The 21,351-nt window shown below is 42.5% G+C and carries 23 protein-coding genes; 17 read left to right on the top strand and 6 right to left on the bottom strand.

Annotation, left to right across the window (positions count from 1 at the left end; translation table 11 throughout):
- The first annotated feature begins 3 nt into the window (after positions 1–3).
- Complete coding sequence (locus tag IGI71_RS14070) at positions 4–462, top strand: PTS sugar transporter subunit IIA (RefSeq protein WP_016612787.1); 459 nt, start codon at positions 4–6, stop codon at positions 460–462.
- A 191-nt stretch (positions 463–653) separates the two neighbouring features.
- Positions 654–1,949, top strand: a complete 1,296-nt coding sequence (locus IGI71_RS14065) for an ISL3-like element ISEfa11 family transposase (RefSeq protein ID WP_275851999.1) — start codon at positions 654–656, stop codon at positions 1,947–1,949.
- Between the two features lie 90 nt (positions 1,950–2,039).
- On the opposite strand, the gene IGI71_RS14060 is transcribed toward IGI71_RS14065, so the two are convergent.
- Genes IGI71_RS14060 through IGI71_RS14050 form a run of 3 tightly spaced genes read right to left on the bottom strand, consistent with a single transcriptional unit; the run spans position 2,040 to position 4,593 of the window.
- The gene (locus IGI71_RS14060) at positions 2,040–2,813 is read right to left on the bottom strand and encodes an ABC transporter permease (RefSeq protein ID WP_086295692.1); all 774 of its coding nucleotides are present in this window, start codon (positions 2,811–2,813) and stop codon (positions 2,040–2,042) included.
- A 5-nt stretch (positions 2,814–2,818) separates the two neighbouring features.
- A complete protein-coding gene (locus IGI71_RS14055) occupies positions 2,819–3,622 on the bottom strand; it encodes an ABC transporter permease (RefSeq protein ID WP_005228415.1) in 804 nt (267 codons plus the stop codon).
- Complete coding sequence (locus IGI71_RS14050) at positions 3,619–4,593, bottom strand: ABC transporter ATP-binding protein (RefSeq protein WP_060791460.1); 975 nt, start codon at positions 4,591–4,593, stop codon at positions 3,619–3,621. Before IGI71_RS14050 ends, IGI71_RS14055 begins: the two co-directional genes overlap by 4 nt.
- A gap of 398 nt (positions 4,594–4,991) precedes the next feature.
- Here IGI71_RS14050 and IGI71_RS14045 point away from each other — a divergent pair, with 398 nt between their 5' ends.
- Positions 4,992–5,660 (top strand): CPBP family intramembrane glutamic endopeptidase, encoded by a 669-nt coding sequence (locus tag IGI71_RS14045; RefSeq protein WP_151196525.1) that lies wholly within the window; start codon positions 4,992–4,994, stop codon positions 5,658–5,660.
- A gap of 48 nt (positions 5,661–5,708) precedes the next feature.
- On the opposite strand, the gene IGI71_RS14040 is transcribed toward IGI71_RS14045, so the two are convergent.
- Positions 5,709–6,500 carry a helix-turn-helix domain-containing protein gene (locus IGI71_RS14040; RefSeq protein ID WP_430615828.1) on the bottom strand — a complete coding sequence of 264 codons (792 nt, stop codon included), beginning with the start codon at positions 6,498–6,500 and terminating at the stop codon, positions 5,709–5,711.
- A 233-nt stretch (positions 6,501–6,733) separates the two neighbouring features.
- On the opposite strand from IGI71_RS14040, the gene IGI71_RS14035 reads away from it, so the two are divergent.
- The 3 genes from IGI71_RS14035 (at position 6,734) to IGI71_RS14025 (ending at position 9,512) form a co-directional block, all read left to right on the top strand.
- Complete coding sequence (locus IGI71_RS14035; protein WP_333718710.1) at positions 6,734–7,747, top strand: acyltransferase; 1,014 nt, start codon at positions 6,734–6,736, stop codon at positions 7,745–7,747.
- Between the two features lie 177 nt (positions 7,748–7,924).
- Positions 7,925–8,989 carry a DUF1002 domain-containing protein gene (locus IGI71_RS14030; RefSeq protein ID WP_201688392.1) on the top strand — a complete coding sequence of 355 codons (1,065 nt, stop codon included), beginning with the start codon at positions 7,925–7,927 and terminating at the stop codon, positions 8,987–8,989.
- A gap of 151 nt (positions 8,990–9,140) precedes the next feature.
- Complete coding sequence (locus tag IGI71_RS14025; RefSeq protein WP_010749951.1) at positions 9,141–9,512, top strand: YccF domain-containing protein; 372 nt, start codon at positions 9,141–9,143, stop codon at positions 9,510–9,512.
- 255 nt (positions 9,513–9,767) lie between these two features.
- On the opposite strand, the gene IGI71_RS14020 is transcribed toward IGI71_RS14025, so the two are convergent.
- A complete protein-coding gene (locus IGI71_RS14020) occupies positions 9,768–10,619 on the bottom strand; it encodes a MurR/RpiR family transcriptional regulator (protein ID WP_333718709.1) in 852 nt (283 codons plus the stop codon).
- A 152-nt stretch (positions 10,620–10,771) separates the two neighbouring features.
- Here IGI71_RS14020 and gnd point away from each other — a divergent pair, with 152 nt between their 5' ends.
- The 11 genes from gnd to IGI71_RS13965 all read left to right on the top strand — a co-directional run bounded on the left by gnd (position 10,772) and on the right by IGI71_RS13965 (position 20,060).
- Positions 10,772–11,671: a phosphogluconate dehydrogenase (NAD(+)-dependent, decarboxylating) gene (gene gnd, locus IGI71_RS14015; RefSeq protein ID WP_333718708.1), complete on the top strand. Its 900-nt coding sequence runs from the start codon at positions 10,772–10,774 to the stop codon at positions 11,669–11,671.
- Between the two features lie 11 nt (positions 11,672–11,682).
- Complete coding sequence (locus IGI71_RS14010) at positions 11,683–12,684, top strand: D-isomer specific 2-hydroxyacid dehydrogenase family protein (protein WP_010749950.1); 1,002 nt, start codon at positions 11,683–11,685, stop codon at positions 12,682–12,684.
- 15 nt (positions 12,685–12,699) lie between these two features.
- The gene (locus tag IGI71_RS14005) at positions 12,700–13,803 is read left to right on the top strand and encodes an iron-containing alcohol dehydrogenase family protein (RefSeq protein WP_005228431.1); all 1,104 of its coding nucleotides are present in this window, start codon (positions 12,700–12,702) and stop codon (positions 13,801–13,803) included.
- A gap of 11 nt (positions 13,804–13,814) precedes the next feature.
- Entirely contained in the window at positions 13,815–14,648 is an 834-nt protein-coding gene (locus IGI71_RS14000; RefSeq protein ID WP_005228432.1) for a PTS mannose/fructose/sorbose/N-acetylgalactosamine transporter subunit IIC, read from the top strand.
- Positions 14,649–14,667: 19 nt separating this feature from the next.
- A complete protein-coding gene (locus tag IGI71_RS13995) occupies positions 14,668–15,525 on the top strand; it encodes a PTS system mannose/fructose/sorbose family transporter subunit IID (RefSeq protein WP_074535421.1) in 858 nt (285 codons plus the stop codon).
- A gap of 18 nt (positions 15,526–15,543) precedes the next feature.
- Positions 15,544–16,050 (top strand): PTS system mannose/fructose/N-acetylgalactosamine-transporter subunit IIB, encoded by a 507-nt coding sequence (locus IGI71_RS13990; RefSeq protein ID WP_005228434.1) that lies wholly within the window; start codon positions 15,544–15,546, stop codon positions 16,048–16,050.
- 103 nt (positions 16,051–16,153) lie between these two features.
- A complete protein-coding gene (locus IGI71_RS13985; RefSeq protein ID WP_005228435.1) occupies positions 16,154–17,029 on the top strand; it encodes a hypothetical protein in 876 nt (291 codons plus the stop codon).
- 24 nt (positions 17,030–17,053) lie between these two features.
- Entirely contained in the window at positions 17,054–17,509 is a 456-nt protein-coding gene (locus tag IGI71_RS13980; RefSeq protein ID WP_289229944.1) for a PTS sugar transporter subunit IIA, read from the top strand.
- Between the two features lie 20 nt (positions 17,510–17,529).
- Positions 17,530–18,627 (top strand): mannonate dehydratase, encoded by a 1,098-nt coding sequence (gene uxuA / locus IGI71_RS13975; protein WP_087627934.1) that lies wholly within the window; start codon positions 17,530–17,532, stop codon positions 18,625–18,627.
- Positions 18,624–19,241, top strand: coding sequence for a bifunctional 4-hydroxy-2-oxoglutarate aldolase/2-dehydro-3-deoxy-phosphogluconate aldolase (locus IGI71_RS13970; protein WP_077452043.1), 618 nt, complete (start codon positions 18,624–18,626; stop codon positions 19,239–19,241). The genes uxuA and IGI71_RS13970 overlap by 4 nt, the downstream gene beginning before the upstream one ends.
- A 96-nt stretch (positions 19,242–19,337) precedes the next feature.
- A complete protein-coding gene (locus IGI71_RS13965) occupies positions 19,338–20,060 on the top strand; it encodes an HAD family hydrolase (protein WP_430615825.1) in 723 nt (240 codons plus the stop codon).
- A gap of 262 nt (positions 20,061–20,322) precedes the next feature.
- On the opposite strand, the gene IGI71_RS13960 is transcribed toward IGI71_RS13965, so the two are convergent.
- Positions 20,323–21,117: an AraC family transcriptional regulator gene (locus IGI71_RS13960; protein ID WP_430615823.1), complete on the bottom strand. Its 795-nt coding sequence runs from the start codon at positions 21,115–21,117 to the stop codon at positions 20,323–20,325.
- Positions 21,118–21,351: the final 234 nt, after the last annotated feature.

Genomic DNA, 21,351 nt, shown 5'->3' with positions numbered 1-21,351 from the left:
CGGATGCTTTTTAAAAGAAAAATAGAAATTTGTGCACCGGCAACAGGCCGACTGCTACCGATCGAAGAAGTACCAGATGAGGTATTTTCGTCTAAAATGATGGGAAATGGATTTGCCGTTTCTCATCATCACGGAAAAATCTATGCACCAGCAGCCGGGACGGTTCGAACGATTTTTCCAACACAGCATGCCTTAACCGTTGAGTTGGTGGATGGCCGTTCCCTTTTGATCCACATGGGAATTGAAACAGTGGCGTTAGCAGGGGAGCCCTTCACGATCGCGGTCCAAGAAAACCAGTCAGTCACGACAGGTGAGCTGCTGGCAGAAATGGATGTAGCAGCAGTTGAGGAAATGGGCAAAGAGACCATGGTGATCGTTGTCTTCATGGAGGAACAAGGCGGGAAGTGCCTGCGAACTGACGGCGATATTCAGCAAGGAGAAGCTGTTTTTCACTTGAAATAACCGAATAAAAAAGGAGCGCATTCTCTTAGTTTCAAAGAGAGGCGCTCCTTTTTATGGCTCTATAATTTATGGGACTGATGAATCAGAATTGATTCTTCAGCCCCATTTTCATTTTAGGTATTAAAAAACATATCGTTCTCTAGTATGATTAAATCACCACAAAATAAACAACTGAGAGGACGATATGCTATATGAATGATTCTATCAAAAAAATGCTGAGAATAATAGAGAAAGATTTGATGATTACAGAGGTCTCTTACGAGACCCTTCAGAAGAAAAAGACGTTGGTCGTCGATGCTGTTCTCTCGCCTACTCCTCGTGCTTGTAGAAGTTGTGGTTCTACTGTGGTAGATGGAAACGGGAAAGCAATTATAGTGAAAAATGGGAAGAAGGAAACGATTGTCCGTTTTGAACAATACAATCATATGCCTTTGATTATGCGCCTAAAAAAGCAGCGCTATACCTGTAAAAACTGTCGCACCCATTGGACTGCTCAAAGTTATTTTGTCCAACCCAGACATTCAATCGCAAATCATGTTAGATATAAAATTGCTTCTTTACTGACTGAAAAAGTATCTTTATCTTTTATTGCGAAAAGCTGTCAGGTATCTTTGACCACCGTTATTCGTACATTGAAAGAGTTTAAAAGCTATTTACCAAAGCAATCTAAGAAGATTCTCCCAAGAGTATTGATGGTTGATGAATTTCGTTCGCATGCTTCCATAGAAGATAAAATGAGCTTTATTTGCGCAGATGGCGAAACAGGAAAACTAATAGATGTTTTGCCTACGCGTAAATTACCCCGATTAACAAGTTATTTTTTAGGTTGTACCAATCCGGAAGAAGTAGAATTCTTGGTGACAGACATGAACGCCGCCTACTTCCAGCTCACCAAACGTGTTCTGCCAAATGCGAAAGTAGTGATTGATCGGTTTCATATTGTCAAACACATGAATCAAGCGTTCAATGAGTTGCGTATCCGTGAAATGAATGAACTTCGTAAAGCCGGACAGAAAAGCCAGGCAGAAAAACTGAAAAAGAACTGGCGCTTTTTGCTAAAAAATCGTGCAAACATCAACCATTATGAATACAAAACATGGAAAAGTTTCCGAGCACCAAAATACCCATTTCTTACTGAAGCAATGATGATTGATCGATTGCTTGAGTTTTCTCCGCCCCTAAAGGAGGCGTATCCCTTTTTTCATGAATTAGTTGAAGCCTTTCGAGACAAAGACCCTGACTTATTTTTCTCCTTATTGGCAGAACTTCCCGAAACGTTAGATGACAGCTTTCGGGAAAAGCTTCAAAACCTTCTTACTCATGAAGAAGGCATCACCAACGCAATGATCTATCCTTATTCCAATGGAAAAATAGAAGCGAAGAATACCCACATAAAGACAATGAAACGAGTATCCTACGGATTTAAATCATTCGAGAACATGAGAATTAGAATCTTTTTGATCAATCAATTAATCAATGTAAGATAACAAAAAATCTGAGCCAGAATGTGGTTCATTCTGACCCAGATTTGATTTTGCACAACTCATCAGTCCTTATTGACAAAGAGCCCTTTTTATTTACGAACCCGTAGAAATATAGTTCTTCAAACCTACTCGCCAAAAGAAGAAGGCGGGAAAGGCAAAGAGTAGACAAACCAAGGGTGATAAGATCCACCAAGGATTAGTTACGCGACCAATGACATACAGAAACGGATAATACTGAAACCAAGCCATCGGCACGACGTAGGTCAATAAACGCAAGACGTGTTTTCCGTAGATACTGAAGGGGTAGCGGCCGAACTCGCGGGCACCATCGGTAAAAATATTCATAAATTCAAGTCCTTGGATCGTAAAGAAGGAAATGGCGGCATACACTAAGAACAATAGGGCGAAAAAGAGGGCGCCGCAGACGATCATCAGAAAAAGAGTCAGGACATTTCCAAAATGCCAAGCAATTCCACTATTAGGAATCGCATAAGCAAACAACAGCAAGGCTTGAATAAAACGGCCGAGACGCGAGAATTCCATTTTGGAAGCTAAGACTTGAAAAATCAAGGAGCGAGGGCGCACGAGTGCTCGATCGAACTCGCCATTACTGATCATTTGCGGAAAAAGATCGAACCCGCGAAAGAAGCATTCCGCAATCGAAAAGGCAAACAAAACCGTCGCAAAGGAAAGCAGGACTTCCTCAAAGGTGAAGCCATTCACTTGATGAAACCGGGTAAACATAAACCAAATGCCTAAAAAAGCAGTAAAGGAACCTAAAAATTGTCCCAAAGCGGTTAACACAAAGGAAACTTTATACTGCATCTGACTTTTGAGATGAATACAAAAATAATGCCAATAAACCATATTCCTTAACCTCCTTGCACAACGACGCGTTTGAGCGCCTGCTGCAGCCAAATTTTTCCGATCACGATCAAAAGTACGAGCCAAAACGCTTGTAAGAGCAATGCTGAAACAAGCGCAAAGCCAGTCAGATCCCCGTTGTAAATTCGCAGCGGGACGTTTTGCATGGAAGCAAAAGGCAATAGTTCCACGAATTGGCGAAAAGGCTGCGGAAAGAAAGGCAGAGGAATGACCCCGCCAGCTAAAAATTCACCGATGGAGCTGATGACGATCCGCACCCCGATGGAGGATAATGTATAAAAAGTTGAGATGTAGACCAGCTGCGACATAGCGATCACTACACCTAAACTCAGCGCCATAGACAAGAGAAACAAGAACAAGGCAACGATGTTTGCTGGCAGAATTAAACGATAAGGTGCTGGCAGTAAAAAGGCAATCACAAAAATCGGTCCGCAACGCAAGACGGCTTTTGCTAAGCGATTGGCAGCCGATTGGCAAAACCAGCGATTGTATAGATCCATCGGCCGCACAAGTTCATAGGCGATCGACCCTGTGGTGATGGTATTGAAAATTTCTGCCTCAAAGAACCACAACATAAATAAGGATAAGAAGGCTTGCTGGAGCCAAACATAGGAGACGGTTTGTTGAAAGGTCATGGGAAAGGCACTAGGATCTGCTTGGTAAAAGGCGTGGAATGCCAGAATTTCCATCAAGCCCCAAGCTAGTTGCGTAGCCATCCCGGCAATCGCCGCCGAGCGGTATTGCAAGGTATTGATAAAGCGGATGCGGAAAAATGCCTGATACTTCCTCATATTTGATACTCCTGATACAGCTTAGCGACCATTTCTTCGGCGGTGATACTGGCAACGGCCAAATCAGTGATCTCGACTTGATTGCTGAGCAGACTGAGCAGCTGAGCGACCGACACTTCTTTGGGATCAAGCTTCAGAACAAGGCGACCGACGTCTTTTTGAAGCAGCTGGACGTTTTCTGGCAGATGGGGCTCATTCCCTTGATAGTCGACCTCCAGCGTTTTGACATCAGAAAAACGGTGCTTTAGTTCATCGAGGCGACCATCTAGCAAAATTTGCCCTTTGCCGATCAACAGAATTCGTTGTGTCAGCGCCTCTATATCTTGCATATCGTGGGTCGTCAGGATGACTGTGGTACCTTTTTCTTGGTTTCTTTTTTTGATGAACTGACGCACGGCGATTTTTGATACAGCATCTAAACCGATGGTGGGTTCATCAAGAAATAAGATTTTGGGGTCATGGAGTAAGGAGGCTGCGATCTCACAGCGCATACGCTGACCGAGACTCAAGGAACGAGCAGGGGTTTTTAAGATCTCACCTAAATCTAGTAAGGTGACTAATTCTTCTAGGTTGCGTTGATAACTAGCAGCGTCGACTTTGTAGATATCACGAATCAAATCAAAGCTGTCATTGACGGGGACATCCCACCAGAGTTGACTGCGCTGCCCGAAGACGACGCCGATGTCTTTGACATGTTGGATACGTTCTTGCCAAGGCGTACGACCATTGATGTGACAAACGCCTTGATCAGGGGTCAAAATCCCGCACATGATTTTTATGGTGGTACTTTTTCCAGCACCATTAGGCCCGATGTAGCCAACCATTTCGCCTTCATTGATGGTAAAGCTGATGTCTTGCAACGCATGGACGGTGGTGGTTTCACGAGAAAGAAAGGCTTTGGCTGCTTGGCGAAAGCCGCTTTTTCGCTTGGATACTTGGAAGGTCTTGCTGAGGTGTTCTACTTGGATCATTTGGATTCACTCACTTTCTTTTGACAAACGCGACAAAAAGAGCATTCGAAATCGAATACTCGCAACGAGTTGGTCCAAACGAACATGGTTGGGGCAGCGGTTCGTCAGCCAAACAAAAGTAGGAACAGTGTAGCATAAGAGAGCGCTTTTTTCAAACATTACTTATATTTTTTTTGAAAAGAATGGGAATGAAAAAGCGTGGTTTATTCGATAAAATGAGCAAAATAACTATTTTTATTTTTTATTAGTTGTAAATAATGAGGAAACTAAGTATCATTATAAGCAGCCGATAGTGGCTAAGCATTTTCTGGAAACATGGGGAACCAAATGATGGGCTGTGTCATGATTTGTCGTAACCCAATCCTGAAAAATGCAATGAGCAAACAATGGAGGAGAGCATGAAAGCAGTAAAGAATGTCTTTATTTTGATTGGCTTATTCTTACTTAGTCAAGTAGGGATGACCGCATTTAGCGTGGTAAAAATCTATTATTTGGAAGCAGGAGAACCGACGATTCCTGCGATGATCAGCTATGGGTTGATTGCCTTGCTTTTGGCAAACATTGGTCTACTGATGTTTTTGGCTAAAAAGTTAGGACTTGCCACCTTTGACTTTGGCTGGTCAACGAAGAAAAATTGGCTATGGATCGTCGGAGGGTTTGTTTTAGGTCGAGTCGTTGCAGTTGGCGGAACGCTCTATCTGCAGCATATATCCGATCAAGAGGCGACCGCCAATGATGCATTGTTAGGGGAACTGTTTACAGGCGAAAATCCGCTTTTGATCTTTTTATTGATCGCTGTTGCTGCGCCAATTATGGAAGAGATCGTTTTTCGTGGTGGGTTTATTGGCCTTTTATTCGAGAAATACCCAATAGTCGGGATCATTTCAAGTGTGGCGATTTTTAGCATCATCCATTCCGTCACCAATCTGGTCGAGTTTCTGATTTACGGTGCTATGGGACTGATTATGGCGTTGATTTATGTAAAAACTAAGCGTCTAGAAACAGCCATCGCCATGCATTTTCTTAACAACGCCTTGGCGGCGATCGCAATGATCTTGCTAGGATAAGAAAGTCAGCAAAACACCACCAAATCAAAACGATTCGGTGGTTTTTGTTTACTCTGGCAGCTGTCCTTGTTCAAAGGGCAATTGCGCCAGTTTTTCTGCAGTAAAGAGGAGGTCGCCTTCATCTTCGATAGAAAATGCGACACCAGCTGCTGATTTTTGATAGACGCGCGCTTTATTCATATTACGAAGATAAAGATCCTTGCCTGCATTTAATTCTGGTGCAGCTAAATTGTCTTCGCGATTGCTGCGAATGACGATTTTGCTTGTTTGCGCGCCAAAATGAAAACCGCGATGACCAAAAGCCGTTAATTGGCTGGCATTTTCGCTGCTGTATTCTTTATAACCCGACAGACGATCCGTTTTTACCAGCGGCCGATCGATCGTATAAGTGATCAAGTATTCCGTATCCTCAGGCAGTTGAATCACTTGTCCGGTTGCCTCATTCGTTATCTCAGTGGCAGGCAAGCGATACTTTTTTATAGAAGTGATCGTTAGGTCTTCTTTTGTAAAAAAGACTGGATCGATCCAAAATGCTGCCAACAAAATCGTACTTAAGCTAATACTGAGAATAGTCAAAAGGGCGATCAATACGAGGCCAATTCGTTTGCGGTGGGTGGTCAGATTAAGTTCTTGGACCATCTGCTGATCTTCTTTTAATAAATAGTCCAAGGTCAATTCAAAATAGCTGCTCAGCTTGACTACTTGGTCTAGATCAGGATAGCTCTTGCCGTTTTCCCATTTTGAAATCGGTTGCCGAGTGACAAAAAATTCCTGCGCCAATTGTTCTTGTGTGAGATTTCGTTTGGTGCGTTCTTCTTTGATAATTTTCCCAATATCCATGTGTCTGTTTTGCCTCCATCATTCTTCTTATATTATAGCAAACTCTTTTCTATGCGAACGAGGATCTATGAAATTAGCGATGCAACAAAGGGTAACATCCTTTATTTATCAATGTTTCTACTTGTTGCGCTGCCTTTCTATCTTGGAAGCTTTCCGTGCTGGTCACAAAAAGAAAGGACCAGTAGAGTGAAGTATGTTTGATCAAATTTGACGGAGAAAGGAGAAACGATCGAATGAAGACAAAACAACCTATGGTTCCAATTGGCTACATCCAATTCATCGCTTCCTTATTGGTGATTCTCGTTCATTGTGGCCGACTGGCAGAAAACAACGGGCTTCATTTTTTGTTAAAGAGTCTCTTATGTCGTTTGGCGGTTCCTTTTTTTCTGCTGCTGAATGGCTATTTTTTTCAAAAGAGTACCTGTTCATGGCAGCAATGGTGCAAACGACAACTCAAGCTTTATTTGCGTTGGTCGATCGTGTATCTTCCCTTAGGCTGGTTTTACTTAGGGCAGCAAAATCTTGCTGATTCATTACGGGTCATCGGTTTGGCTACTGGCTTTTTTACAGTAGGGGTCTGGTACCATCTTTGGTATTTTCCAGCGTTGCTCTTTGGCATGTGGTTAGTAAGGAAAACCCGCTTTCTTGGCTATCGGTGGCAGTTTTTACTGGCGATCAGTTTGTATGTGATTGGCTGTCTTGAAACGTACAGCAGTTATTTAAGTGGACCTTTATTGGTATTTTATCAAAATTATCGGACCCTATTTTTTACAACGAGAAACGGTCTTTTTTATGGGTTTCTTTTTTTGCTGTGCGGGTTTTGTTTAGGTGAACACCAGAAACGTCCTTTTTTCACGAAGCATCTTGGCAGAAAATTCGCGGTCTCTCTTTGCTTATTAAGTATTGAAGGTCGACTCGTGTATCTCAATCAGGGGGACGATAAGAATTTCATGCTGTTCTTTGTGCCGACGACTCTTTTTTTCCTTACTTGTCTTATCAAGCAGCAACCACAAAAGCGGACTTGGCAAGCAAAACAAGCAGCTGAGGCTAGTCGATTGATCTTTCTGAGTCACCCGCTGTTTCTGGAATCCGGGAAAGTCTTTTTTTCACTAGGAGGGTTTCCGTTGTTCTTTTATACGATAGTTTTAACGGGAGCCTTTCTCGGCTTGAGGAAAGTGGGCAGCCGTTTAAAATCCTATGCTGTTGGGTTTGCTAAAAAAACAGTTGATGAAAAGAAAAGCGCCTAAAGTATTGCTGTACCAAGGATAATACCAAATTGCGCCTTTTTTAAATAGCAGCAGAGTTCTAAGTTTTTCTTCATTTCAGACCCTAGACGTAGGCTTTGCAAGAAAACCTATAGTACAATAACAGCAGTAAGAGGGAAAAATCCCTGAAAAAGAGATCAACACTTGGAGGATATAGTGATGAAAAAACAGACTCGAAAACCAGCGATGATTTTAGCGACTCTCTTGGTATCTAGCCAAGTTTTATTAGCAGCACCACAAGTTTTTGCTGACGAAACCAATTCAACGACGAGCAGTTCCACTGCAACAAGCAGTTCTACCGCAACGACAGCCACTACCGACAGTCAAACAAGTACCTCTGACAGCAGTTCAGATCGTTTGCAAGTCAATGCTGTGGCGATCGGAAATGCCTTGACGAAAGCACAAGAAGACTACACACTTGAGCGCTTAGGCATCCAAGGCGAAACACCGATTTATACGACAAACGGTAATGACTTGATGAAATACATTCCCGATGGCGGCTTTACTGCAGATTGGGCGGTCTATAGCTCGGTCAGAATGCAGACTTTAGAAAGCGGGGCAGGAATCACTGTCGATATCGCGACACCAGATAACATTACCCGCATCACTGCAGCCCAGTACCAAAATGCAGCGCTGACGGCAGGGATCACTGATGCGAAGCTAACGGTCGCTTCTGCTGTACCGATCGACGGTTCCGGAGCTTTAGCTGGGGTATACAAAATCGTTGAAGAATCAGGCGGTGTCATCAATCAGAATCGAGTAGCCGTAGCTCAAGATGAGATGGATGTGCTGTCTACGATCACCGAAGAGAATAAAGATAAAGAAGGCTATTCCGATGAAGCTTTGAATGCAGCGCAAGAACAAGCGAAAACCGATTTGGCTGCTCAAACTGCAGATGGTACGGAATTAACCCAAGCAGATATTCAAGAAACAGTAGAAAAAGCCTTGAAGGACAACGGACTGGAAGGAATCGTTACGGAAAATCAAATTTCTGAATTGACCTCTTTAATGAGCGACATGCGAGACAACAATATCTTCGATGACTTCATCAAAGAATTGGATCTGTCAGAAGCTCGCAAGCAAATCGAAGAAACCTCTAAGGGCCTTTGGCAAAATATCAAGAGCTTCTTTAGCGGCATCTGGTCTTCGATCACCGGTGTCTTCGGCAATGATTCAAATGAGTCTAACAATAGCAGCGAATCAACCGTTGATTCTGGGCAATAAGCATTTTACAAAATAACACATTTCGCTTGTATTAAGAAAAAAGAGAAGCGGAGCATCAGACGATAGCGCACGTCTGAGTGCTTTCGATGTCCTCTGCTTTCTTTGCTAAAACAGGAACAGTCTTTATTAAAAAAAGAAGGAGGGCAATCAGATGAATTTTTTAGGCAACGTGATTTGGTTTGTCTTTGGCGGCTTGATCGGTGCGATCTCATGGTTTTTGGCTGGGTGTTTATGGTGTATCACCATCATCGGCATTCCCATTGGTCTGCAATGTTTTAAGTTTGCGACGTTGTCACTCGCACCATTTGGGAAAGACATCGTTTACCGTGGCGGTGGCGTGTCCGTGATTCTAAATATTTTATGGTTGATTTTTTCTGGTATACCACTGGCTTTAGGCCATTTAGCTAGCGCAGTCATTCTAGCCATCACGATCATCGGCATTCCATTTGCGGCGCAATCATTGAAAATGGCGCGCTTAGCGTTGATGCCCTTTGGAGCAGAGATTGTGTCTAGTCGTTATTGATTTACCTAAAAAAAGATAGTCTTAAAAAACCACATTACAGAGCGGATAGCTTTGTGATGTGGTTTTTTTGCGAACATTAGCAAGAGTAAGGGACAAGATTTTTGGCAGGCTCAGCGCATTTGAGATTCAGAACTGAAAAAGTTGATAAGAAACCAAAGAAGAGTACAGAAAAAAGCACAAGTTTTTTTGCATATCAACTGTGATTCACAAAAGAATTAGCGAAACGCAGAAAAATGTAAGTTTTTTCTTCCCTTCTCAGGGTTCTTTGATTTTTGAAATGGAGCGCCGAATTTTGGCAATCGATTGTTGTGCTTTGTCTCGATTAATAAACATTAAGATGACATAGAGGGAATCCATGATGCTCAGTTGAGCGATTCTGGATGCCAATGCCTCTGAGCGAAACTCAGTTTCTTCGGAAATAGAGATGAAAACCACGTCGCCGAGTTTGGCTAAAGGGGAAGCAGCATGGCTAGTAATGACGATAATTTTGGCCCCATTGTTTTTGGCAACTTGAGCTAGTTCAATGGTTTCTCTTGATTTTCCAGTATGAGAGATAAAAATGCCGCAATCATCTGGCGTCAACAATGAAGCCTCCATCAGTTGGATGTGATAATCACTGCTGTGAAAAACAGTGATCGGCGAGCGCAAAAATTTGTGATAGGCATCGGTTGCCACGATCTCTGAACCACCAACGCCGAAGAAAAAAAGTCGTTTAGATTGATTGATCATTGCAACAGCAAGCTTTAAATCTTCTTCTTTCAAAAGATTTTTGGTATCAGTCAATGTGGTCATATTGGAATCAAATACTTTTTGAGCCATAGTCAATTCATTATCAGACTTCTGGATATTTTCATGGATCGAAATGGCAGAAAAATCATTTTCCTGCATCAGCATTGCCATTTTGAAGTCTTTAAATCCGTTGTAACCGAGTTTTTTTGTGAATTGAAAAAAGGTCGAATCAGCGATGCCTAATTCATTGGATAAATCACTGATTGAACTGTGGCTGACTTTACTAGGATTTTCCAAAATGTAGTCGGCAATCGCTTGTTCTTTGAGACTTAAGTCTTTATAAAGCGTTTTTATTTGCAGGCGAATCGAAACAGTCAAAGACGGTTACCTCCTTTATATGAACATTATTATCTTTGTATTGTTACGTTACCTCTTTTAAAGAAAAAAAGCAAATAAAAATTATTTTTATTTTTTATGTTTACAAAAAAATATTTTTTTGTATAATGAAAGTATGAAATGGAGGCGCTATCATGGAGATAGGAATTATCGGACTTGGAAAAATGGGATTGAACTTGGCCCTCAATTTAAAAGATCAAGGTTATCAAGTAAAAGGGCTGGATCTTTCGATACATGCGCAGAAAACAGCGCAAGAAGCTGGAATTACACTCTATCAAACGCTAGCTGATTTGACGAATTCTTTTAGCGGCCGACGGGTTTTATGGTTGATGCTTCCTGCGGGAACTGTGACTGAGGGGATTCTTGAAGAACTATGGCCCCTTGTATCAGCGAAAGACATCGTGATTGAAGGCGGAAATTCTAATTACAAAGATTCGATTCGCCGAGCAGCCTGGTTTAAAGAAAAAGAGGTGCATTACTTTGATTGTGGGACTTCTGGTGGGGTTTCCGGAGCTAGAAAAGATGCATGTTTGATGATTGGCGGGAATGAAATCGCTTTTTCAGAGGTGGAATCTTTGTTTGCAGATGTGGCTGTTTTAGGAGGCTACCTTTATGCAGGGGAATCAGGAAGCGGTCATTTTCTAAAGATGGTCCATAACGGTATCGGATACGGAATGATGCAAGCCATCGGTGAAGGCTTTCAATTGATTGAACAAAGTGCCTATGACTTTGATTTGGCTTCCGTCGCAGAGGTATGGAATCATGGATCGGTTATTCGCAGCTGGCTGATGGAAATCGCAGCGGCCCAATTTAATGAGAGCCCTAAGTTGGAGGAATATCGCGGGGTTGTTGCAGCTTCTGGTGAAGCTAGGTGGACAGTGGAAACGGCTTTGGAGATGAATGTTGCTGTACCGACGATCGCTATGAGTTTGTTTATGAGAAATTTGTCCCAAGAAGAAGACAGTTTCTCAGCAAAAGTCGTCTCTGCGCTAAGGAATGGTTTTGGTGGTCACGAGATTGTTGCAAAAGAGTAAGGAGGAGGAATATGGAACAGTTTAAGATCGCTATAGTGAATTCCAGCAGCTTTGGAAAAATCTTTCCGCAGCATATCGAGCGGTTGAAAGCAATCGGAACTGTCAGTCATTTCACGTTCGATAGCGAAATCAATGGGAAAGAATTGGCAGAAAAGCTTAAGGGATACAACATCATTATAGCAAGTGTTACCCCATTTTTTACCAAAGAGTTTTTTGAGTATAAAGATGAATTGCTACTGATCACACGCCACGGGATCGGCTATAACAATATTGATTTAGAAGCAGCGAAGGACCACCAAACGATTGTTTCGATCATTCCAGCTTTGGTTGAGCGAGATGCAGTAGCAGAAAATAATGTGACCAATCTATTGGCGCTTCTGCGCTGTACAGTTGAATCGAATACAAAGGTCCGCGAAGATCAATGGGAAAAACGAGCGAACTTTGTCGGACGCGCATTATTTAACAAGACGGTAGGGGTGATCGGTGTCGGCAATACTGGAAGTTGTGTAGTAGAAATATTGAGAAATGGTTTCCGCTGCGAGGTTTTGGCATACGATCCATATAAGTCCGCTTTGCATATTCAAAGCTATGGCGGAAAAAAAGTCGAGCTAGACGAGCTGCTAGCAAAATCAGATATTATTTGTCTATGTGCTAACTTGACGGAGGAAAATTATCATATGATTTCCTTTGAAGAAATTTCAAAAATGAAAGATCAAGTATATCTCTCCAATAGTGCCCGTGGCGCACTTTTGAATGAAGAGGCAATTGTAAGCGGATTAAAAAGTGGGAAAATCGCTGGTCTTGCCACCGATGTCTTAGAGGAAGAGCCTGGTCATAAAGATCATCCGTATTTAGCTTTTGAAAATGTAGTTATGACACCGCATACATCGGCTTATACTATGGAATGCTTAGAAGAGATGGGAAACAAATGTGTAACGGATATTGAACGAATCGTTAAGGGGCTGCTGCCAGACCGTGCTGTTCAAGCGGAAAGTCGGTTTTTGGCTGTATAAAGGAGAGTGAAACTCGTGCTAACGGATTTAAAAGTAAAGGTTGGACCGCAAGTTTATCGTTACCATGAAGGCGCGATCGACTATGTGCCGGAAGTATTAAAAGAGTACAAAGTAAAACGACTGCTGCTCGTACATGGAACGGTTTCATGGGAAAAAGCAAAACCAAAATTACTCTTTTTAGAAGATGCGCATTTGGAAATTTTTTATCATCGCTACACGGGAGAATGCAGCTATTATGGCGCTGGGCTGATTGCTGATCTTGTTGAAGAACTGGCGATCGATTTTATTCTGGGGGTTGGCGGCGGGAAGTTAGCCGACTTAGTGGGATATGCAGCACATGTAGTCAATCGACCCTTTGGACTGATCCCAACATTGGCCAGTAATTGTGCACCATGGACACCCTTGTCTGTCATGTATAAAGAGTCGGGAGAATCTGAAGGAAAGTCGGAACACTATTTAAGACAGGCTGCTTTTTTGATTACCGATCCGACGTTAGTGATCGATGCACCAGTCTCCTACTTCATCGCCGGTTTAGCAGATACGTTGGCAAAGTGGATTGAATCGGAAGCAATCTTAGCCCAACCACATTTGAAAAATGAGCCCTTCTTGCAAATGGCAGGCTATACAGCAAAATTATGCGAAACAGCTATTTTGACACAATCGAAACAAGCGATTGAAGATATGAAGCGGCAGGAAGTGACAGACGCCTTTTGTCACTTGTCGGAGATCGTTATTGCAGTTGCTGGAATGGTAGGCGGGCTAGGCGATAAATATGCCCGCAATGCAGCGGCGCATGCGATGCATGATGCCATCAGTAAATATCTGCCTGAAAGTCATCGTTTTCTTCACGGGGAAAAGGTTGCCTATGGGATGTTTTATCAATTAGCCCTTGAAGAAAAATGGACGGTCATCGATCAGTTGATCCCCTTTTATCAAGAATTGCACTTACCAATGAGTTTACATCAAATGGGTATTTTTCCTGAAGATGCACAAGTCATCGATCAGTTGGTGCAGTTCATAGATTCGAAAGAAAAAGTACACTTGATTCCAGTCTTAATCACCAAAGAACGCTTGAAAGAAGCTGTTCTTGATTTAGAAAACTATTTGAAAGAAGTTTAGGAGGAGGAAAAATGGATACATTAAGTGTTACACAAAGTTTACTGATTGCGCTATGGGTTGCAGCAGTCATGTCTCGTTGGCTCGGCGGAGGCGCCACACTGACTTTACGTTTTTCACCATTGATGACGGGATTAGTTGTCGGACTGGTGATGGGAAATGTGGCTCAAGCCATGATCGTTACTGCCGCTTTACAAATGATTTACATGGGGGTATTTTCTCCTGGCGGATCCATGCCAGCGGAACCTTCAATTGCTGCGGCGATTGCCGTACCGGTAGCTTTGCTAGGAAATCTGCAACCAGAAGCAGCGATTGCTGTTGCCGTTCCTGTTGGGTTGCTAGGGAGTTATTTGTATCAGTTCCGTTTCTTTATCAATACCTTCTTAGGAAAGTATACGGATAAAGCAGTAGAAGATCTTAATGCCAAGGCAATGACGCGTTCAATTATTTTATACCCAACGCTGGCTTCATTTATTTTATTTGTTCCGCTGGTATTTATTGCACTTTATTTAGGCGCTCCGCTGATTGCTGATGTCATCAATGCTCTTGAGGGGACAGTCGTTATTCATATTTTAGAAGTAGTCGGCGGAGGATTGGCAGCGATCGGGATTGCAACTACCGTCTATGTGATCGGTCGAAAAGATTATATGGTCTTTTTCTTCTTGGCCTATTTCATGAGTGTAGTTTTCAGTTCGCTGGAAATTACCATGGTCACCTATGCGATTTTTGGCATTTTGATCGCGTTGATTTTTGTTCAGTCACAAAAAGGAAAATTGGTCCCAGCCCCAGAAACGAATACAGCATCACCATCCTTTGATGATGACGATGACTATGATGACGGGTTCTAATCGATAAGGAGGAGCAGTAATGACCGAAACAATTCAAAAAGCGCAAGGCGCACCAGAAGAAATCACGAAGAAAGATGTCACAAAAGCATACCTAAGATGGCATTTCGCCAATGAGATCCCGCATTCATTTGAACGGTATTTATCACCCTCGCTTTTATACGCCATGATGCCGATTTTGCGCAAACTTTACAAAGACGATGAGGCACTGAAAGCTGCCTACAAACGCCAACTGCTGTTTTTCAATACCCAGCTGAGTTGGGGGGGCGGAGTCATCACTGGGCTGATGTCATCAATGGAACAACAGCGGGCCGAGGAAGAGCATGAGAAAAAAGAGATTTTGATGCAAGATGATCTAATGTACAACACGAAAGCTGGTTTGATGGGTGCTTTAGCAGGAATCGGAGATGCCATCGACTCAGGAACCGTTCAATATATCTTTATTGCGATTGCTGTTCCTTGGGCACAGCAAGGAAGTCCACTAGGTGCGTTGTTCCCATTCATTTGTTTTGCACTGTATCAAGTTTCTCTAGGAATGTTTTTCGCCCGTCAAGCATTTTCGATGGGGCGCAATGCAACTGGTTTGATGCAGAGTACAGGCGTCCAAACCGCAATTGAAACACTGTCGGTTCTCGGTTTGTTTATGATGGGGGTTCTGGCTGGAAACTATGTCAAAGTCAGTTCTTCGCTGCAGTTTGATATTTCTGGACGAGAATTTATTATCCAAGATATCCTTGATCAGATTGTACCAGGGATCTTGCCGTTAGCAGTTGTAATGGGCGTCTACTGGTTCTATACAAAGAAAGGATTAAAAGTCACGCAAGCATTACTATGGCTGACCTTGATTCTGATTATTTTAGCCGGTGTCGGTATTTTATAAGAAAAGGAAGTGGAAAAAATGGGTGTAGTAAATTTAGCACGAGTAGATGAACGATTGATCCATGGGCAGGTCATGATGACCTTGTCACAAAAAAGCGGAGTTAACTCGATTTTTGTAGTGGATGAGGTAGTAGCTAAGGATAAGTTCATGCGGGAATTATACAAAAATGCCGGTAGCCGCACAGGGCAAAAAACGATCGTCGTTACACCAGAAAAAGCCAAATTTTACTGGGATGAATACAACTTCAAAGATTACAACTGTATTTTGATCGCTAAAACCGTCAGTGTGATGTACGACTTAGTAAAACACGGCGTGCCAATGAAAGAATTGAACATAGGCGGTATCGCCCAAAAAGATCCCGAGAAAGATCTCTTGGTAACGAAATCTGTTTATTTAAATCAAGCTGATGCGCAAAAACTCAAAGAAATGAACGAAGCGTACGGTGTGGAATCAATCTATTTTCAAGCAACACCTTCTGCACCGAAATCAACCCTTAAAGATGTGTTGAAGCAGTTCAATTTGTAATCAATGAGCGCGTTCGTCATCTGTTGAAGAGGAAGGCGGAGGATCTTATAAAAAATAGAGTTCCTCCTTCCTTGTCAGTAATTTGTGAATAGGAGAGTCCGCCATGAATCAAACAGAAACATTTCGTGATTGGCTTTTTCGTTATCGGTATGTCTACCGATCGCGTTCCACGGATAAAAGCAAACAAAGATTTTTGAAGGCACTCATCGCAGATATCATTCCGTTTCGCAAAGATCTTCAGGTGATTGAGTATGATCACACGAAAAAAAACGCCTCACGCAATTTGTATGTTGGCGATCTGACCAAAGCAAAACGGATCATCTGCACATATTATGATACACCGCCACAGCATTTTGGCGATTACCATTTTTTTGATCGGCAGGAGCAAGGGCGTAAAACAAATCAATTTATTCTGACTGCTTCAGCAGTGATGATTCTTTTTGGGTTGTTGGGTACCTGGCTTTATATCCACTTTGCATCAGGGAGATTTCCCTTGTTGTCATGGCAAACAGCGCTTTTTGCTTTAGGAGTCGGTATTTATTTTCTGCTATTAAATCGCGTAAGCCGCGGGGCAGGATTTGAGCAAAATCTGACCCGCAATACGTCCTCTATCTTAGCGCTGCTGTCACTGATCAGTCAAAACAGTCAAACAGCGACTGCTTTTGCGTTTCTTGATGAAGGAAGTTTTGGAGAACGCGGGTTGGAAGTGTTACGTGATTCAGTAGGGCCGAATGCGAAGATTTATTATTTAGATTCTATCGGCGCCGATGCTCCGATTCGAGCTATCGGCAAGCAATTCAATGAAGGGCAACTGCAGCAGCTGGCGATCGAACACAGTAGTGAAGCGATGGGCAGCATCAACTATCTGTTTTGTGCAGAAAAGCAGCAGGATCAGACGTATGTGTTGCCTAGAAAACAATTAAAGCAAAAAGAGCTGAATAGTAGGAATATGCAAAAAGTCCTTGCGTTATTTGGTTAGGAAGCGAAAAAGGAGGAACAACATTTGTTAGGAATCGTATTGGCAACTCACGGACAGCTGAGTACTGGTTTTAAAGATGCTGCAGAGGTGATCATGGGCAGTGTCGAAAATATTGCGGTCGTTAATTTGAACCACGGAGAGGATATTCAACTTCTGGGAAACAAAATCCATGAAGCGATCCACGAAACAGATCAAGGGGACGGTGTAGTGGTGTTTGCTGATCTATTGAGTGCGAGTCCCTACAATCAGTCGGTTGTAACGATCAATCAATTAGAAGAATCTCTTCAGGAAAAGACGTATGTGATCGGCGGAGTGAATCTGCCGATGGTATTAGAAGCGATCAATCACCAATTTTTGGCAACACCGATTGAACAGGCGGTGGCAGCAGTGATCCAGCAAGGAGAAAATAGTGTAGCGCTTTGGCACAATTCTTCAGCAGGTGATAGTAGCGAAGAAACTGATGAGGACGATGATTTTTAAAAACGAAAGGATGACAGCAAATGCAATGGGGGTTTCGATGGTACGGGGAAGGGGATACGATCCCGTTAACGAATATTCGACAAATTCCAGGAATGCACGGCATTGTAGGAACACTTCTGAATAAAATGCCCGGAGATGTCTGGGAGATTTCCGAAATCAACGCACTAAAAGCATCAATTGAAAAAGAGCATCTTTCGCTATTAGGGATTGAGAGTGTGGCGATCCACGATGCGATCAAAGCTGGAACAGAGGAACGGGATCACTACATCGATCAATATATTCAAACGATTCGGAATTTAGCAGCTTGTGATGTACATATGATCTGCTATAGCTTCAAACCAATCTTCGGCTGGGCCAAAACAAATCTATTTTATCAAAACGAGGATGGCAGCTTCTCCTTGCTCTATGATCAAGCCGTTGTGGATGATATGGAACCTAGTGAGATGTATACGCTGATCCATAGCCAATCAAAAGGCTTTCAATTGCCAGGTTGGGAAGAAGAACGACTGAAAAAGTTCCAGCGTTTGATGGCAACTTATGAAGGGGTCACTCAAGAAATCCTCTTTGATAACTTAAGCTATTTCTTAAAGCGGATCATTCCTGTGTGTGAAGAAGTAGATGTGAAAATGGCGATCCATCCCGACGATCCACCTTGGGAAATTTTTGGCTTGCCACGAATCACCAAAAATTTAGAGGACTTGAAAAAAATCATGGCCATCGTGGATTCGCCTTATAATGGGGTAACGTTGTGCACCGGTTCGTTAGGTGCCGATCCAGAAAACGACATGGTGGAGATCGTTCATGCCTTAAAAGGACGCATCAACTTTGTTCATTTCCGCAATGTGTTGTTTATGGGAGAACGTAAATTTAAAGAGTCCGCCCATCTGTCCACCGAAGGATCATTAGATATGTATGCCATCATGAAAGCCTTGGTTGAGGTCGGTTTTGATGGCGTCATCCGTCCAGATCACGGGCGGACGATCTGGGGGGAAGTGGCGATGCCAGGCTATGGTCTGTATGATCGCGCGATTGGTATCAGTTATCTTCAAGGGCTTCATGAAGCCGTCTTGAAAGAACAAATGCAATCGAAGGAAACGAAGGGAGGAAAGAGTGTATGACACTCGATGAACAATTGGCAAAAACAAGGGTATTGCCTCTTTACACTGCAACAGATCTTACCTATTTGCCAGTAGTAGAATCACTGTTGATCGAACATGAACTACCCTTTATTGAAGTGACCTTCCGCAGTGACCTTGCTTTAGCAGCGATTGAAAAACTCTCTCAATCAGGCAAATTGATCGTCGGCGCAGGCACGGTGCGCACCTTAGAACAAGCGAAAGCAGCAGTTGAGAAAGGGGCGCGCTTTATTGTTTCCCCTGCTCTTGTACCTGATGTGGTGGAATTTTGTCTTGCCGAAAACATTCCAGTGTTTCCAGGAACAGCTACCCCAAATGACATTCAACGAGCAGCGACTTATGGCTTATCAGTTGTGAAATTTTTCCCCGCGGATATCTACGGGGGCTTGCCGGCAATCAAAGCCCTCAGGGGTCCATTTTATGATATTCGATTTGTCCCAACTGGCGGAATCAACCTCGAAAATATGCAAGACTATTTATCTGATCCGCAGGTGCTAGCAGTTGGCGGCTCCTTCATTCTTTCAGAATCATTAATAAAAGAAGGTCGGGAAAAGGCTGACAGCCATTTGGCGCATGTAAAATCATTGCTAAGTTGAGCAGTCAGCTGTAAATAAACAAGGTGAAGCAATGGGTGCCAAAGGATTTTGGTACCATTGCTTTTTTATTCGCAGAAAAGTAAAGGAGGCTATAGGATGAAAAAGATAAAACTGGTGATTTTTGATATGGACGGTTTGATGTTTGAAACAGGTCGTCTAGCTTACCGCGCTTATTTAAGAGCCGCGGAGGAATATGATTTTGAAGTTTGCCAAGAAGTTTATTATTACCTGACTGGCAGAACGGAAGCAGATATTCGTATAGGGATGCAGGAACTTTATGGCAATCAAGTACCAACGGATCGGTGGCGAGAAGCGATGAATCGTCAGAAAGAAGTGATTTTAGCTGAAGAAAAACGGGTGTTCAAAAAGCCCGGCCTTCTTGACCTGTTGGAAGCATTAAAAAAACAAGATTGCTTGATAGCCATGGCATCCTCTTCATCGAAAGAAAAAATCAAGGCGTACTTTGAAATGGAACAGATGCCAGATTGGTTTGATACGGTGGTTTCTGGGGATCAAGTGCGAAAGGGCAAACCTGATCCAGAAATCTTTCTAACAGCTTGCCAACAATTAGGCGTAAAGCCTGAAGAAGCCTTGGTATTAGAAGATTCTCTAGCTGGCATAAAAGCCGCAAAACAAGCCGAGATCCCAGCTTTTCTGATTGCGGATGATTTGAGTGCTTTGCCAGTCAAGAAAAATGGGAAGTATCCTTTGCTTAAACAGCCAAAACTTGAGCAAGAAGTAGTTGCACAGGTGAAAACTTTTTCTGATCTGACGAAAGTCAAAGACTGGCTCGTCGTGAATCATTTTTCTTGGGATTGATCGATATTCCAAGAAGTATCAACAAAGCAAAAGGGTATGAAGCTAAAAAGTACGGTGTTTTAAAACAGGCATAGTTTTGTGGAATCAGTAAAACAACAAAGGTTCATTTTTGCAATTGGTTTTTTCCTGCTCATTTCTCTATGAAGAAGGGGAAGTTAGAGCGTTTTTCACTAGTTTCTAGGAATGAGGCAAAAGGCTGACTAGAAAAACGAGTAAGATTGTAGCAGCTCACTTTACAGCTAAGTGAAGCTGCTTTTTTACGCTATTCCTTCAGCAACGAAAAATGAGCATTGTGTTTTAAATGGTATTCTTTTGGCGTCAGTGAGGTCAATGCTTTGAAATTTCGATTGAAGGTTCGCACATTTTGAAAGCCTGCTTGTTCTGCTACTTCCGTAATCGGCAAGAGACTATGGGTCAGCAAAAAAGAGGCATGGCGTATTCTTGCTTGATTCAAAAGCCGAGGAAAGGTGCTTTTCAATTTATCGGTGATCATTCTGGAAACGTAGACGCTGCTATAACCGATACTGCTGCTTAGTTTTTCGAGCGTCAGTTCTTCTTTGAAATGGGATTCGATGTAAACAAGTAGCTGGATCAGGATATCCTCTTGATTTTTGGCTGGTAATAAAGTCGTTTGGTGTTCAAAAAGGTACAGGACTTGATACAGTGCCGATTTTCGTAAATAGCGGGAATCCGTTTCAAATAAAGGATAGTAGAGCTGCTTGGCAACAGATGAATCAATGGTGATCACCGGATCTGACAAAGCGAAATCTTTCGTTTTGGCGTAAAAATCTGGAATATACTCAGGTGAAAACACAAGAATATGCAATTGTGATTCCTTAGGGGTTTCAATGGCATGAGTCTGATAAGGCATGACTAATAACACTTGGCCTGTCGTAAGGACATAGGGACTTTCTTCGATTTTGACAACCGCTTCGCCATCACTACAAAAAAGCAATTCAAAGGAACGATGAAAATGTTCCATGTAATTAAGCGAGTAGGGATGGTAACTGGAAACGCCTAGGTATTCGCCGAAATGGTATTCTTCTAAAATGGTCACGCGATCTATCCTCCATTTTTTGTCTATCGATGTGTGGAAATCGTCCTGTGAATGATAGCGATTTCATTCTATAATTATGACAGTTCAGCTGAAGAAAGTAAATAGAACAATGATTAGTGAATATTTTTAAAATGAGCTGCAGCAGCAAGTTTCTTTTTTTTGTTAGGTATATTAGTAAAGAAAACTTACTAACTGAATGAAGCTCATTCCTACTGACACTCAGTTGAACCACAA

The organism is Enterococcus sp. DIV1279b (genome assembly GCF_050531515.1).
Classification (GTDB): domain Bacteria; phylum Bacillota; class Bacilli; order Lactobacillales; family Enterococcaceae; genus Enterococcus_D; species Enterococcus_D casseliflavus.
This window is presented reverse-complemented; position numbering and strand designations above follow the sequence as displayed.

Coding starts and splice junctions, on each gene's coding strand:
- gnd (WP_333718708.1), top strand. CDS start 10,772: ATGGAGATAGGAATTATCGGACTTGGAAAAATGGGATTGAACTTGGCC.
- IGI71_RS14025 (WP_010749951.1), top strand. CDS start 9,141: ATGAATTTTTTAGGCAACGTGATTTGGTTTGTCTTTGGCGGCTTGATC.
- IGI71_RS13970 (WP_077452043.1), top strand. CDS start 18,624: ATGACACTCGATGAACAATTGGCAAAAACAAGGGTATTGCCTCTTTAC.
- uxuA (WP_087627934.1), top strand. CDS start 17,530: ATGCAATGGGGGTTTCGATGGTACGGGGAAGGGGATACGATCCCGTTA.
- IGI71_RS14000 (WP_005228432.1), top strand. CDS start 13,815: ATGGATACATTAAGTGTTACACAAAGTTTACTGATTGCGCTATGGGTT.
- IGI71_RS14030 (WP_201688392.1), top strand. CDS start 7,925: ATGAAAAAACAGACTCGAAAACCAGCGATGATTTTAGCGACTCTCTTG.
- IGI71_RS14055 (WP_005228415.1), bottom strand. CDS start 3,622: ATGAGGAAGTATCAGGCATTTTTCCGCATCCGCTTTATCAATACCTTG.
- IGI71_RS14040 (WP_430615828.1), bottom strand. CDS start 6,500: ATGGATATTGGGAAAATTATCAAAGAAGAACGCACCAAACGAAATCTC.
- IGI71_RS14065 (WP_275851999.1), top strand. CDS start 654: ATGAATGATTCTATCAAAAAAATGCTGAGAATAATAGAGAAAGATTTG.
- IGI71_RS14035 (WP_333718710.1), top strand. CDS start 6,734: ATGAAGACAAAACAACCTATGGTTCCAATTGGCTACATCCAATTCATC.
- IGI71_RS13985 (WP_005228435.1), top strand. CDS start 16,154: ATGAATCAAACAGAAACATTTCGTGATTGGCTTTTTCGTTATCGGTAT.
- IGI71_RS14010 (WP_010749950.1), top strand. CDS start 11,683: ATGGAACAGTTTAAGATCGCTATAGTGAATTCCAGCAGCTTTGGAAAA.
- IGI71_RS14045 (WP_151196525.1), top strand. CDS start 4,992: ATGAAAGCAGTAAAGAATGTCTTTATTTTGATTGGCTTATTCTTACTT.
- IGI71_RS14060 (WP_086295692.1), bottom strand. CDS start 2,813: ATGGTTTATTGGCATTATTTTTGTATTCATCTCAAAAGTCAGATGCAG.
- IGI71_RS13995 (WP_074535421.1), top strand. CDS start 14,668: ATGACCGAAACAATTCAAAAAGCGCAAGGCGCACCAGAAGAAATCACG.
- IGI71_RS14050 (WP_060791460.1), bottom strand. CDS start 4,593: ATGATCCAAGTAGAACACCTCAGCAAGACCTTCCAAGTATCCAAGCGA.
- IGI71_RS14070 (WP_016612787.1), top strand. CDS start 4: ATGCTTTTTAAAAGAAAAATAGAAATTTGTGCACCGGCAACAGGCCGA.
- IGI71_RS13965 (WP_430615825.1), top strand. CDS start 19,338: ATGAAAAAGATAAAACTGGTGATTTTTGATATGGACGGTTTGATGTTT.
- IGI71_RS13990 (WP_005228434.1), top strand. CDS start 15,544: ATGGGTGTAGTAAATTTAGCACGAGTAGATGAACGATTGATCCATGGG.